This is a genomic window from Pseudomonas sp. PsB (genome assembly GCF_043658375.1).
GTDB lineage: Bacteria > Pseudomonadota > Gammaproteobacteria > Pseudomonadales > Pseudomonadaceae > Aquipseudomonas > Aquipseudomonas putida_Z.
Genome location: NZ_JBIGLU010000023.1, coordinates 1 through 12,898, shown reverse-complemented (window position 1 = coordinate 12,898; position 12,898 = coordinate 1). Strand labels below are relative to the sequence as shown.

At 64.0% G+C, this 12,898-nt stretch carries 11 protein-coding genes; 6 read left to right on the top strand and 5 right to left on the bottom strand.

The features are described from left to right. The first annotated feature begins 49 nt into the window (after window positions 1-49). The 5 genes from lhgO (at window position 50) to proP (ending at window position 6,668) form a co-directional block, all read left to right on the top strand. Complete coding sequence (lhgO, locus tag ACGLHT_RS22440; protein WP_025338948.1) at window positions 50-1,300, top strand: L-2-hydroxyglutarate oxidase; 1,251 nt, start codon at window positions 50-52, stop codon at window positions 1,298-1,300. Window positions 1,301-1,451: 151 nt separating this feature from the next. Further along, a complete protein-coding gene (gene gabP, locus ACGLHT_RS22435) occupies window positions 1,452-2,843 on the top strand; it encodes a GABA permease (RefSeq protein WP_025338949.1) in 1,392 nt (463 codons plus the stop codon). A gap of 87 nt (window positions 2,844-2,930) precedes the next feature. Beyond that, window positions 2,931-3,824, top strand: a complete 894-nt coding sequence (locus ACGLHT_RS22430; RefSeq protein ID WP_025338950.1) for a PA4780 family RIO1-like protein kinase — start codon at window positions 2,931-2,933, stop codon at window positions 3,822-3,824. Between the two features lie 207 nt (window positions 3,825-4,031). Beyond that, window positions 4,032-5,006, top strand: a complete 975-nt coding sequence (gene hemB, locus ACGLHT_RS22425) for a porphobilinogen synthase (RefSeq protein WP_013972900.1) — start codon at window positions 4,032-4,034, stop codon at window positions 5,004-5,006. Between the two features lie 159 nt (window positions 5,007-5,165). Then, window positions 5,166-6,668: a glycine betaine/L-proline transporter ProP gene (proP, locus tag ACGLHT_RS22420; RefSeq protein WP_075045102.1), complete on the top strand. Its 1,503-nt coding sequence runs from the start codon at window positions 5,166-5,168 to the stop codon at window positions 6,666-6,668. On the opposite strand, the gene ACGLHT_RS22415 is transcribed toward proP, so the two are convergent. Together ACGLHT_RS22415 and ACGLHT_RS22410 are read right to left on the bottom strand one after the other, a co-directional pair. Next, window positions 6,669-7,370, bottom strand: a complete 702-nt coding sequence (locus tag ACGLHT_RS22415) for a YoaK family protein (RefSeq protein ID WP_025338952.1) — start codon at window positions 7,368-7,370, stop codon at window positions 6,669-6,671. 10 nt (window positions 7,371-7,380) lie between these two features. Further along, entirely contained in the window at window positions 7,381-8,007 is a 627-nt protein-coding gene (locus tag ACGLHT_RS22410; protein ID WP_075045104.1) for a riboflavin synthase subunit alpha, read from the bottom strand. Here ACGLHT_RS22410 and ACGLHT_RS22405 point away from each other — a divergent pair. Next, the gene (locus ACGLHT_RS22405; protein ID WP_137163793.1) at window positions 8,006-8,248 is read left to right on the top strand and encodes a hypothetical protein; all 243 of its coding nucleotides are present in this window, start codon (window positions 8,006-8,008) and stop codon (window positions 8,246-8,248) included. The two genes, ACGLHT_RS22410 and ACGLHT_RS22405, sit on opposite strands and share 2 nt — an antisense overlap. Window positions 8,249-8,332: 84 nt before the next feature. On the opposite strand, the gene treS is transcribed toward ACGLHT_RS22405, so the two are convergent. The 3 genes from treS to ACGLHT_RS22390 form a co-directional block, all read right to left on the bottom strand. Beyond that, complete coding sequence (gene treS / locus ACGLHT_RS22400; RefSeq protein ID WP_274120905.1) at window positions 8,333-10,399, bottom strand: maltose alpha-D-glucosyltransferase; 2,067 nt, start codon at window positions 10,397-10,399, stop codon at window positions 8,333-8,335. A 202-nt stretch (window positions 10,400-10,601) separates the two neighbouring features. Further along, window positions 10,602-11,444 carry a TIGR03915 family putative DNA repair protein gene (locus ACGLHT_RS22395; RefSeq protein WP_025338955.1) on the bottom strand — a complete coding sequence of 281 codons (843 nt, stop codon included), beginning with the start codon at window positions 11,442-11,444 and terminating at the stop codon, window positions 10,602-10,604. Then, window positions 11,435-12,655 carry a putative DNA modification/repair radical SAM protein gene (locus ACGLHT_RS22390; RefSeq protein WP_075045108.1) on the bottom strand — a complete coding sequence of 407 codons (1,221 nt, stop codon included), beginning with the start codon at window positions 12,653-12,655 and terminating at the stop codon, window positions 11,435-11,437. Before ACGLHT_RS22390 ends, ACGLHT_RS22395 begins: the two co-directional genes overlap by 10 nt. Window positions 12,656-12,898: the final 243 nt, after the last annotated feature.

The window sequence follows — 12,898 nt, the reverse complement described above, 5'->3', positions numbered from 1 at the left end:
GCGGGCCTTGGTGAGCCAGTCAGGCAATGCCTGCGTGTGAGGTAAGGCTGTGTACGATTTCATCATCATTGGCGGTGGCATTGTGGGCATGTCCACGGCCATGCACCTGATCAAGGTCTACCCGGATGCGAAGATTCTCCTGCTGGAGAAAGAGTCCGGCCCGGCCCGCCACCAGACCGGCCACAACAGCGGCGTGATCCACGCCGGCGTGTATTACACCCCCGGCAGCCTCAAGGCGCGCTTCTGCCTGGAAGGCAACAAGGCCACCAAGGCCTTCTGCACCCAGCACGGTATCCGCTTCGATGAGTGCGGCAAGCTGCTGGTGGCCACCAACGACCTGGAAATGCAGCGCATGAAGGCGCTGTGGGAGCGCACCGCGGCCAATGGCCTTGAGCGCTACTGGCTGTCGGCGGCCGAGCTGCGCGAGCGCGAGCCCAATATCGTTGGCATGGGCGGCATCTTCGTGCCCTCCAGCGGCATCGTCAATTACGCCGAAGTGACTGCGGCCATGGGCGCCGAGTTCCAGCGCGCCGGCGGTGAAATCCGCTATGGCGCCGAGGTGGTCGGCCTGCAGGAGCTGGCCAGCGAAGTGGTCGTGCGCACGCAGGGTGACGAATTGCGCAGCCGTTTCCTGGTGACCTGCTCGGGCCTGATGGCCGACCGCGTGGTGAGCATGCTGGGCCTGCGTACCGAATTCGTCATTTGCCCGTTCCGTGGCGAGTACTACCTGCTGCCCAAGCAGCACAACCAGATCGTCAACCACCTGATCTACCCGATTCCCGACCCGTCCATGCCGTTCCTGGGCGTGCACCTGACACGCATGATCGACGGCACCGTCACCGTTGGCCCCAACGCCGTGCTGGCGATGAAGCGCGAGGGCTACCGCAAGCGCGATGTCAGCCCCGGCGACCTGTTCCAGACCTTGACCACCCCCGGCATCCTCAAGGTGCTGGCGAAGAACTTCCGCCCTGGCCTGATCGAGATGAAGAACTCGCTGTTCAAGGGTGGCTACCTCAAGCAGGTCCAGAAGTACTGCCCGAGCATCACCAAGGCCGACCTCACGCCTTACCCGGCCGGCGTGCGTGCCCAGGCCGTGTCGCGTGACGGCAAGCTGATCGACGACTTCCTGTTCGTCAACACCGCTCGCAGCGTCAACGTGTGCAACGCACCGTCGCCGGCCGCCACCTCCGCCATCCCGATCGGCGCCTACATCGTCGACAAGGTATGCGAGCAGGTCGGCCGCCAGGGCGGCAGTTTCCCCAAGGCCGACCTGGCGCCTCGTCAGCGGGCTGCCGGCTGACCTACCCGTAATACGTTCTGCGGTTTCGTTTTACTCAACCCGTACTGCCCTACTCACCACCTGGGGCAGGGCGGGCTTTTTCGCGCCTGCGTCGGTGACGTGCAAGCCGGCGGCCCCTGCGTGGGCATGACAAAAACAACAAGGTAGCGCCATGCAAACCCACAAGAACAATTTGAGTCATGGATTGAAATCCCGGCATGTCACCATGCTGTCCATTGCCGGCGTGATCGGTGCCGGCCTGTTCGTCGGCTCCGGCCGTGCGATTGCCGAAGCAGGGCCAGCCACCATCCTGGCCTATATTCTGGCTGGCGCGCTGGTGGTGCTGGTGATGCGCATGCTGGCCGAAATGGCCGTTGCCTCGCCGGACACCGGTTCGTTCTCTACCTATGCCGACCTCGCCATCGGCAAGTGGGCCGGCTACACCATCGGCTGGCTGTACTGGTGGTTCTGGGTACTGATCATCCCCATCGAGGCCAATATCGCCGCCACCATCATCAATTCCTGGGTCCCGCAGCTGGAGATCTGGGTCTTGTCGTTGGTGATCACCCTGTTGCTGACCGCCACCAACCTGTTCAGCGTGAAGAACTACGGTGAGTTCGAGTTCTGGCTGGCGTTGGTGAAGGTGGTGGCCATCGTCAGTTTCATCGCGCTGGGGGTGTGCGCCATCTTCGGCCTGCTGCCAGGCTCTGGTGTCAGCGGCGTGTCGCGCCTGTGGGATAGCGGCGGCTTCATGCCCAACGGTTTTGGTGCGGTGCTCAGCGCCATGCTGATTACCATGTTCTCGTTCCTCGGCGCCGAGGTGGTGACCATCGCCGCGGCCGAATCCGACGAAGCGGGCAAGCATATTTCCAAGGCCACCAACTCGGTGATCTGGCGGATCACCCTGTTCTATATCCTGTCGATCTTCATCGTCATCGCGCTGGTGCCGTGGACCGACCCGCGCCTGGCCACCGAAGGTTCCTATGTCACGGTACTGGATACCCTTGGCGTGCCGAATGCCAAGGCCATCATCGATTTCGTGGTGCTGACGTCGGTGACCAGCTGCCTCAACTCGTCGCTGTATACCGCGTCGCGCATGGTCTACTCGCTGAGCCGCCGCGGTGATGCGCCGGCCTGTGCCCAGGTGACCAGCCGCAGCGGCACCCCCGTGGTAGCTGTGCTGCTGTCCACTGGCGCAGCTTTCCTGGCGGTGATCGCCAACTACCTGGTACCGGCCAAGGTGTTCGGCTTCCTCATGGCAAGCTCCGGCGCCATTGCCTTGCTGGTGTACCTGGTGATAGCCGTTTCCCAGCTGCGCCTGCGCCAGCGTCTGACCGCACAGGGCAAGACACTGGGCTACCGCATGTGGCTGTTCCCTTGGCTGACGTGGGGCGTGATCCTGTTCATCAGTGGCGTGCTGGTGCTGATGCTGTTCCGCCCGGACCACCGCCTTGAAGTGGTATCGACCATGGTGCTGGCGGTGCTGGTGGTGTGTTCGGGCCTTCTGGTCACACGGCGCCGGGCGCGCGAGGTGGTGGTTGGCCGCGTAGGGCAGGGCGCCTGAGCCGTTCGGCCTGAAGACAGACGAGCAAGTCGCATCAGGCTGTGAGAGGATGTCCGTCATCACAGCCAGGACCCCGAACGCAGCCTGATGAAGACACCCAAAAGAATCGAACCCCTGATCGAAGACGGCCTGGTCGACGAAGTACTGCGGCCGTTGATGAGTGGCAAGGAAGCCGCCGTGTATGTGGTGCGCTGTGGCAGCCAGGTGCGCTGCGCCAAGGTTTATAAAGAAGCCAACAAGCGCAGTTTCCGCCAGGCTGCCGAGTACCAGGAAGGCCGCAAGGTTCGCAACAGCCGTCAGGCCCGGGCGATGGCCAAGGGCAGCAAGTACGGCCGCAAGGAAGCCGAAGACGCTTGGCAGAACGCCGAAGTGGCGGCGCTGTTCCGCCTGGCCGGCGCTGGCGTGAGGGTTCCCAAGCCTTACGATTTCCAGGACGGCGTGCTGTTGATGGAGCTGGTGACCGATGCCGACGGTGACGCGGCCCCGCGCCTGAACGACGTGCACCTCGAGGCCGAGGATGCCCGGGCGTTCCATGCCTTCGTCATTCGCCAGATCGTGTTGATGCTGTGTGCCGGGCTGGTGCATGGCGACCTGTCGGAGTTCAACGTGCTGCTTGGCCCGGACGGGCCGGTGATCATCGACCTGCCGCAGGCGGTGGATGCAGCGGCCAACAACCATGCCTTCAGCATGCTGCAGCGCGATGTGGCCAACATGGCCCATTATTTCGGGCGCTTTGCGCCGGAGCTGAAAAGCACCCGGTATGCGCAGGAAATGTGGGCCTTGTACGAGGCGGGCGAACTGCGCCCGGACAGCCCGCTGACGGGGCTGTTCGAGGATGACGAGCATGCGGCTGACGTGGCCGGGGTGATGCGCGAGATCGATGCGGCCCGGCTGGATGATGCGCGCCGGCGCGCCGCGCGGGCCGAGGCTGAGCATGGGGCGGCCAGGGCAGAGGAGCCTGCGCCGCCCTGGCTGCAGTGATGTGTTGCCTGTGCCGGCCTCTTCGCGGGCACGCCCGCTCCCACAGGAATCGCGCTGTACTTGTGGGGGCGGGCATGCCCGCGAAGAGGCCGGCACAGGAAAAATGCAGCCATTGCCTTTGACGCAAGACAATATCTCGTCATCTGGCCTTTTCACTGGCGCGTGACAGGCATAAGGTATACGCCGTTCAAATTCCCTGGAGCTGTCATGTCCAACCAATTCCCGTCCGTTCGTCCACGCCGCCTGCGCCAGAACGAGTCCCTGCGCACGATCTTCCAGGAAACCGAGTTCCGCCTTGAAGACCTGATCCTGCCGATCTTCGTCGAAGAGGGCATCGATGACTTCGTGCCGATCACCAGCATGCCGGGCGTCAACCGCATCCCCGAGAAGCTGCTGGCCCAGGAAATCGAGCGCTATGCCCGCGCCGGTATCAAGTCGGTGATGACCTTTGGCGTTTCGCACAACCTGGACGCCGTCGGCAGCGACACCTGGAACGAAAACGGCCTGGTCGCGCGCATGTCGCGCATCTGCAAGGACACCGTGCCGGAAATGGTGGTGATGTCCGACACCTGCTTCTGCGAATACACCAGCCACGGCCACTGCGGCGTGCTGCACGACCACGGCGTGGACAACGACGCCACCCTGGCCAACCTGGGCAAGCAGGCGGTCATCGCCGCTGCTGCTGGTGCCGACTTCATTGCCCCGTCGGCGGCGATGGACGGCCAGGTCCAGGCCATCCGCAGCGCGCTGGATGGTGCCGGCTTCCACGACACAGCGATCATGGCCTATTCCACCAAGTTCGCCTCGTCGCTGTATGGCCCGTTCCGTGAAGCCGGTGGTACCGCGCTGAAGGGCGACCGCAAGAGCTACCAGATGAACCCGATGAACCGCCGCGAAGCCGTGCGTGAGTCGCTGCTCGACGAGCAGGAAGGGGCGGATGTGCTGATGGTCAAGCCGGCCGGTGCCTACCTCGATGTGATCGCCGATATCCGTGCCGCCTCGCGCCTGCCGCTGGCGGCGTACCAGGTGAGCGGCGAGTACGCGATGATCAAGTTCGGCGGCCTGGCTGGCGCCATCGATGAAGGCCGTGTGGTGCGTGAAAGCATTGGCGCGATCAAGCGTGCCGGTGCCGACCTGATCCTCACCTACTTCGCCATGGACCTGGCCCGCGAAGGCATCTGACCGCGAGCCGTTGCCCATACAAGCCGCTGCCATCGCAGCGGTTTTTTTTTGCCTGTGCCGCAACCGGTGAGGAAAAGCACAAAAAAACCGTAAGCGCTGAATTATTTAGTGTCCCGTTGTATCTCATCCCTTAGAGCATTCATCGACAGGGATACGGACATGAAACCTCGCAAGAAAAGCCTCCAGCCAATCGGCCTGAAGGACATCACCATTGTCGACGACGCCAAGATGCGCAAGGCAATCACCGCGGCAGCCCTGGGCAATGCCATGGAGTGGTTCGACTTCGGCGTCTACGGCTTCGTCGCCTACGCCCTGGGCAAGGTTTTCTTCCCCAATGCCGACCCGAGCGTGCAGATGATCGCGGCGTTGGCCACGTTCTCGGTGCCGTTTCTGATCAGGCCTCTGGGCGGGCTGTTCTTCGGTGCCTTGGGTGACCGCTTCGGGCGGCAGAAAATCCTCGCTGCGACCATCGTGATCATGTCGCTCAGCACCTTCGCCATCGGCCTGATACCGTCCTATGCCAGCATCGGTATCTGGGCGCCGATCCTGCTGCTGCTGGCCAAGATGGCCCAGGGCTTCTCGGTGGGGGGCGAGTACACCGGCGCGTCGATCTTCGTCGCCGAATATGCCCCTGACCGAAAACGGGGGTTTCTCGGCAGTTGGCTGGACTTCGGCTCGATTGCCGGATTTGTGTTGGGTGCCGGTGTGGTGGTGTTGATCTCTACGGTGCTGGGTGAGGACAAGTTCCTCGAATGGGGTTGGCGCCTGCCGTTCTTCCTCGCCTTGCCGCTGGGCATCATCGGCCTGTACCTGCGCCATGCGCTTGAGGAGACGCCAGCCTTCCAGCAGCACGTCGACAAGCTGGAGAAAGGCGACCGCGAAGGCCTGGCGACCGGGCCCAAGGTGTCGTTCAGGGAAGTGGCCACCCAACACTGGCGCAGCCTGGTGACCTGCATTGGCGTGGTGATCGCGACCAACGTCACCTACTACATGCTGCTCACGTACATGCCCAGCTACCTGTCGCACAACCTGCACTACAGCGAAGACCATGGCGTGCTGATCATCATCGCGATCATGGTCGGCATGCTGTTCGTGCAGCCGATGATCGGGCTGCTCAGCGACAAGTTCGGCCGTCGACCGTTCATCATCGTCGGCAGTATCGGCCTGTTGGTGCTGGCCATCCCGGCATTCATGCTGATCAACAGCGGCGTGCTGGGGGTGATTTTTGCCGGGTTGCTGATCATTGCCGTACTGCTGAACTTCTTCATCGGCGTGATGGCCTCGACGCTACCGGCAATGTTCCCCACGCACATCCGCTACAGCGCCCTCGCCAGCGCCTTCAATATCTCGGTGCTGATCGCCGGCCTCACCCCGACCATCGCCGCCTGGCTGGTGGAAAGTACTGGCAACCTGTACATGCCGGCCTATTACCTGATGGTGATCGCCGCCGTGGGGCTGGTCACCGGCCTGACCATGAAGGAAACCGCCAACAAGCCGCTGCGCGGCGCGGCACCGGCAGCATCGGATATCGAGGAAGCGCGTGAGCTGCTGCAGGAGCACCACGACAACATCGAGCAAAGGATCGAGGACATCGATGCGCAGATTGCCGAACTGGAGGCCAAGCGCAAGTTGCTGGTGCAGCAGCACCCGCGCATCGAGTGATCAGTGTGGCATGTAGCCACGCTGCCAGGTCCGTGGAATGAACCGCGACACCAGGGCCAGCACGCAGGCCAGCGCACAGCTGCCGGTCAGTGCCTGCAGGCCCAGGTGGTGCTCCAGCCAGGCACCCAGCGCGGCGCCCAGCAGCATGCCGGCCCAAGGCACCAGTTGCACCCGCCAGCCATTGCGCCGCTCGCCCAGCAGCCAGCGCCCCAGCCCACGACCGAAGCGTGACAGGGCGCCGGTGACGTAGGTCAGGCCGATGGGCAGGCCGTTCACCTGTTCGACCACGGCATTGATCATGCCCATGGCCAGTGTGGCAGCGAGCAGCGCTGGAAAGGTGGCTGCCAAGGGCCATGCGGCTGCAAAGCCCAGCAGGGCAGCGACTACCAGCAGCACCGGCCACGCCCGACGGCGGAAAGCGCGCGCCAGCAGCACGCCCAGGGCGTTGCCGACGACGAAGCCCAGCACAGCAGCACTCAGGCGCAGCACCAGGGCCAGGTCCGCATCGCTGATGGCGACGGCCAGGCGCGTGGTGTTGCCACTCATGAACGACACGAAGTCGCCCAGCGCCAGCAGGCCGATGGCATCGGTCATGCCGGCAAGTACGGACAGGCCGGCGACCAGGCCGAGGCCCACGCGACCACGCAGCATCTGCAGCCGCAGCCGCTTGGCTGTGCGCGCGGGAAGGGTGTTGGGCAGCATCCTCGGGAACTCAGCGAGGCATTTCGCGGGCCAGGGTGCTCTTGATGGTGCGCTCCACTACATCGACCAGCACCATGGTCTGGTGGTCCACTTCGATGTTGAGCAGCTCGCCGGCCTTGTAGCTGGGGAAGGTGGTCTGGCGCAGGGTTTCCGGGATCAGGTTGATGGTGATCACATTGTCCTCGACATCGGCTACGGTCAGGCTGCAGCCGTTGACCCCGATGAAGCCGCGCGGGAACACGTACTTGCCCCATTCCGGTGGCATGCGGAACTTGATGAAGGCGCCGGTTTCCTTGATCGACAGCTCGACGATTTCGGCGGTGGTGGCGATGTGGCCGGCCATCAGGTGGCCGCCGACTTCGGCGTTCATCTTCGCCGAGCGTTCGATGTTGACGCCCTGGCCGGCCTTGAAGTTGCGCAGGTTGGTGCGCTCGAGGGTGGCGGTCATGGCGTCGAACCTGACCTGGGTGCCGTGGATTTCGGTGACCGACAGGCAGGTGCCTTCGACACTGACGCTGGCGCCGATCTTCAGCTCGTCGAGCAGTTCGGGGGTGAGGTCGATGGTGAACTGGTTGTGGCCCGGGTAGGTGGTCACATCAAGCAGAGGGCGGACGGCCTGGACGATGCCGGTGTACATGGAGTTGCTCCTGGGCACGGAAAAGAAAACTTCCGAACGCTATGCCCGTGGAGCGGTAAAAGCAAGCCGGCCATTTGTCTGGACACTTGAAACCCACAGGTATCGCGTGGCTGCCGTTCAGAGCTTCACCGGCGAAGGCAATGGAGGCGAAGGCGGCACAGACCAGCGCTTCTGGGATATCACCGCCTGTAGGAGCGGCCTTGTGTCGCGATGGAGTGCGAAGCGCTCCCAGGGTTTTTAGCCGAGCATAGATCGCCGGGGCTGCTACGCAGCCCATCGCGACACAAGGCCGCTCCTACAAGGATCTGTGCAGGGCAATTACAATTCAGACATGGCCGCTGCTGTTGACGATCCGCAGGCACAGCGCCTCATACGGGTCCAGGTTCACCATCAGGCGCCCATCCTCGGTCAAATCCCCTTCGACCGTTTCATTGATCATGTCCACCACCGGCCCCGGCGTGAACCCTGTCAGTTGCAGCTCCTCGGCAATCACTTCCTGGCCAAAGTTCAGCGCAGTGATCTGGATGCCACGCCCGGCCGGCAGTTCATGCACCATTACCAGCAAGCCGGGGCTGCTGACTTCAGGTACCAGCACCTGGCGGCTGGTGGCGATGCCATAGGCCTGGCGCACCGCCAGCAGTTTCTTCACCTTGCAGGCAAACGAATCGCCGTTGTCCAGCTGGCTGTCCAGGCTGCCATACAGCGCCCGGGCACGGGGCATGCCACGCACCGACGTCTGGGCCTGCGGCTCCAGCCCGGCCAGGTCGTAGCCGCCGCGGTGAATCCAGCGGGTATCGCCATCCAGCATCCGCTGCGCGACCGCTTCGGCGGGCAAGGGCAGGGCGCCCACCAGGTCCCAGCCGGACAGCGCCACCACCCCCGGCTGCATGGCGTTGTACATGACCAGCAGCAGGTGCACCTTCTGGATCAGCTCGATTTCTGCAACCCCGATCTGCCCGAGGTCGCGGATACCCAGTGCGGCAGCGATCAGGCTGGCCGTGGTACAGGCTATGCCATTGGTAACGAAGCGCAGGTTGTACGGCGCATGCTCGCCCGACAGCCGTTCGTAGATCTCTTCGCGGATGTGCTCGCGCAGGATGCCGCCGGGCAAGGTCTGGCCTTTGTACAGGTACATGTCGTGGGCATGCAGGGTCCAGAAATGCACCAGCTCCACGGTCAGCTCGTCATGGTTCTGCAGGGCATGGATCAGCGACGCCGGGTCGATGCCGAAAGCATGCATCTCCTTGAGCATCAGGCGCAGGAACTCGGTGTCGCCGGTCAGCAGCGCATGCTGGTAGGCCGGCCGGGTAATGAAATCGTAGGACAGGTCGGCACCGCCCCTGGACATCTGCGCGATGTCGTCGAGGGTCAGGTTCAGTTCCTGGAAGCTGAAACCACCGGCCTTGCGGATCATGCCGCCGATCAGCTGGTTGCCGACGATCGACAGTGGGTGGCTTTCCGACCAGGCAGTGCCGCTGGCGCGGGTCTCCACGCCGAGAAAGCCGTTGGCATCCAGGCGCAGGCCGCGTGCACCCAGGCAGTCCAGGGCGTGCAGGGCATCGCCAATGATCATCTGCTGGGCGGCGAAGGTCGGGTCCAGCCAGTTGAGCGACGGCTGGCCTTCCTTGAAGTAGTGCAGGTACACCCAGCGCCGGGTCTTGCCATCCACACCGGTCACCGGCGGCGTGGCGCTCCAGTCGGTTTCCTTCACACCTGGTTCGAAGAAGATCACCCGTTGCAGCTGGCCGACGATGTAATGGCGGGCCTTGAGCTCGTCGCACTGGGCCGGCAGCAGGTTGACCGCGTCGCGCCCGGCAGGCACTTCGGGCAGCAGCGGCCAGTCTTCCTCGCGGATTTCGACCATGTGGTACAGCCCCGGGTAGGAGCCGTGGGCCAGCTCGGCCAGGCGGAAGTCGGCACCCTTGCCCGTGTGCGAGGGGATCAGGTCGTCGATGGTCACGGCGTTGTGTGCGGCGGCCATGCGGCTCATCTGGATCAGCTCCTGCTCGCTGCCGTACAGCGGGTCGATGTCGAAACTGATGCGGTCGAAGTTGCCGTCCACGCTGGGGGTGAGTTCACGGCCACGAATGCCGCCGGACAACTTTATCGGGCCGGTGTGCAGGCCCTGGATGCCGATCTCCGACAGGCGCTTCCACAGCGCTTCGTGGGCCAGGGCAGCGAGCACCGAACAGCCTTCGGGGGCGATAATGGCGTCGGGGTAGACGGTCAGCCAGACCGAAGCGATTTCAGTGGCGCGGCGGGGCTGGGCTTCGGCGTAGGGTTGTTGCCACAGGCGCGACTGGCCCGAGTACAGGTGGGTGCGTTGCTGGGAGGCCCTGAGCATGGCGCGGTCTTCGAGCCATTTGACGTATGACGGGTCGGGTTGGGTCATTTCGCGTCCTCTTTGCGTGTCGGCAGCGGCTCAGGTTATGACGGCTGTGGCGGCTGATCGTTCGGCTTGAGTATGGTTTGGCTGCTTCGCGGGCACGCCCGCTCCCACAGGATCTCCACACACGTTGAGAACAGTGCAATACCTGTGGGGACGGGCATGCCCGCGAAGAAATCCCCACTGATCAAGGTTTGCGAATACGCAACTACCGTGTGGGCTTGCTGATCTGTTTGCCAGCCTGGGAGGCGACTTCCAGGGCTTGGCCGTCCCGTTGCTTGCCTTGCCGAGCCAGGCCTTCGAGCTGCGGAATCAGCATGCCCTCCGGCAAATGACGCCAGAACCGCCCGGGCATGTGCAGGCGCAAGGCGTCGGGGTTGAGGCGGGCAGGGTTGAAGGTATGGCGATAGTAGGTGCGCCACAATTCGGCGCCAGGGTCTTCGGCGTTGCGGGCCCACTGGCGCCAAGGCTCGGGGCACTGGCGCTGGTAGTCGAATGCCTGGCCATCGAAGCGTATGCCGTCGTGCGCCGTGGCAATCATCCAGCGCAAACGCCCCAGGCGGTCGGCGAAATGCGCACTGGCGCTTTCCAGAATGTCATGCGCCGGCTCGTGATAGGCCACCAGGTCGAGTTGCAGCTGTTCAGCCAATACTTCGGGTAGTGGCACGAAGCGTACAAACGCATGCAGGTGGTGCGCTTCGCGATTGACCTGCTTGATCCGTCTTTGCAGCTCGCTGCCCAGTCGGTCACCCGCCAGCATTGCAGTGCGGTCGCCATGGGCCACCCGCCAAAGTACCTCGTAAAGCAGGTTCCAGCGGTGCTCGCCACGGTAGCGGGCGGCCTGTTCCAGCTGGCTCAGCAGCGCCGCTGGCACCTTGGCGCGAAAAGGACCGGAGCCTTCCGGCAGCGCTGTCGGTACGGCCAGCAAATCAGCCACCGGCCCTTGTGCCCAGGTAACTTCCGACGGGTCGATGCCATGCCCCAACAACACCCGGGCCTGGTCACGCCAGGTGGCGAACAGGCCGTCGCAGTCGAGCGCGATCATCCCCACAAGCCCATCTGCACCGGCGCCTGCGGCTCACGCAAGCGCGCCCTCAGCAGGCCGCTGCGCAGCTCGGCCTGGGCCGGGCGGTAGTCGCTGGTGACAATGAACGGCCGCGCCTTGTCCAGCACGCAGCGCAGCTGGATCAGGTCATCGTAGCGAATGCGCCGTTCGCGTCGCAGGGCTACCAGGCGCTGCACGCTGCGCAGGCCGATGCCGGGGATGCGCGCCAGTAGCGCCGGCTCGGCACGGTTCACGTCCAGCGGGAACACTTCGCGGTTGGCCAGCGCCCAGGCCAGCTTGGGGTCGATGTCCAGTGCCAGGTTGCCGCTCTGGCCCAGCAGCTCGCCGGCCTTGTAGCCATAGCCACGTAGCAGGAAGTCAGCCTGGTACAGGCGGTGCTCGCGCAGCAGCGGTGGTGCGGCCAGGGGGACGCTGCCGGGGCTGTCAGGGATGGGGCTGAAGGCGGAGTAATACACGCGCTTGAGGCCATAGCCTTGGTACAGCGATTCGGCATTGCGCAGCAATGTGCTGTCATCGGTGCTGTCGGCCCCGACGATCACCTGGGTGCTTTGCCCGGCCGGGGTAAAGCGCGGCGCCTTGGGTTCGTGGGCCACGGCTTGCTGGCCCTGGTGGATCACGCCCATGGCCTGGCGAATGGTGTGCGCCTGTTTCTCCGGTGCCAGGCGTTTCAGGCTGGCGTCGGTCGGCAGCTCGATGTTGACGCTGAGCCGGTCTGCCAGGCGCCCGGCCTCTTCGATCAGCAACGGGTCGGCATCGGGGATGGTCTTGAGGTGGATATAGCCACGGAAGTCGTGCTCTTCGCGCAACAGCTTCGCCACGCGGATCAACTGCTCCATGGTGTAGTCAGCAGACCGGATGATGCCGGAGCTGAGGAACAGGCCGCTGATGCAGTTGCGCCGGTAGAAGTCCAGGGTCAGCCGGACCACTTCCTCGGGGCTGAAGCGCGCGCGTGGCACGTTGCTGGAGCGGCGGTTGACGCAGTACTGGCAGTCGTAGAGGCAAAAGTTGGTCAGTAGCACCTTGAGCAGCGAGACGCAGCGCCCGTCGGGGGTGTAGCTGTGACAGATGCCCATGCCATTGGTAGCACCCAGGCCATCAGCCCCGCGCGAGTTGCGCTTGGGCGCGCCGCTGCTGGCGCAGGATGCGTCGTACTTGGCAGCATCGGCAAGGATGCCGAGTTTGGCGATGAGTTGCATGGGGCTGACCTGTGACACTGAATATTCATACAGTATTTTGAGATGTGACGGATTGCAAGCGATTGTGCGCCGGCCATGCCCGACTACCTTGGCGGGCAGCCCGCTCCCAGGGAACCTGGACTGCCCCCGAAAAAGTGGCGCGATCCTCTGTGGGAGCGGCCTTGTGTCGCGAAAGGGCTGCAAAGCAGCCCCAGCAATTTCAACTATTGCGCATCAATCCTGGGGCCGCGTTGCGGCCCTTTC

Coding starts and splice junctions, on each gene's coding strand:
- ACGLHT_RS22415 (WP_025338952.1), bottom strand. CDS start 7,370: ATGCTGCCCAACACCCTTCCCGCGCGCACAGCCAAGCGGCTGCGGCTG.
- treS (WP_274120905.1), bottom strand. CDS start 10,399: ATGACCCAACCCGACCCGTCATACGTCAAATGGCTCGAAGACCGCGCC.
- ACGLHT_RS22430 (WP_025338950.1), top strand. CDS start 2,931: ATGAAGACACCCAAAAGAATCGAACCCCTGATCGAAGACGGCCTGGTC.
- ACGLHT_RS22405 (WP_137163793.1), top strand. CDS start 8,006: ATGGAGTTGCTCCTGGGCACGGAAAAGAAAACTTCCGAACGCTATGCC.
- proP (WP_075045102.1), top strand. CDS start 5,166: ATGAAACCTCGCAAGAAAAGCCTCCAGCCAATCGGCCTGAAGGACATC.
- hemB (WP_013972900.1), top strand. CDS start 4,032: ATGTCCAACCAATTCCCGTCCGTTCGTCCACGCCGCCTGCGCCAGAAC.
- ACGLHT_RS22390 (WP_075045108.1), bottom strand. CDS start 12,655: ATGCAACTCATCGCCAAACTCGGCATCCTTGCCGATGCTGCCAAGTAC.
- gabP (WP_025338949.1), top strand. CDS start 1,452: ATGCAAACCCACAAGAACAATTTGAGTCATGGATTGAAATCCCGGCAT.
- ACGLHT_RS22410 (WP_075045104.1), bottom strand. CDS start 8,007: ATGTACACCGGCATCGTCCAGGCCGTCCGCCCTCTGCTTGATGTGACC.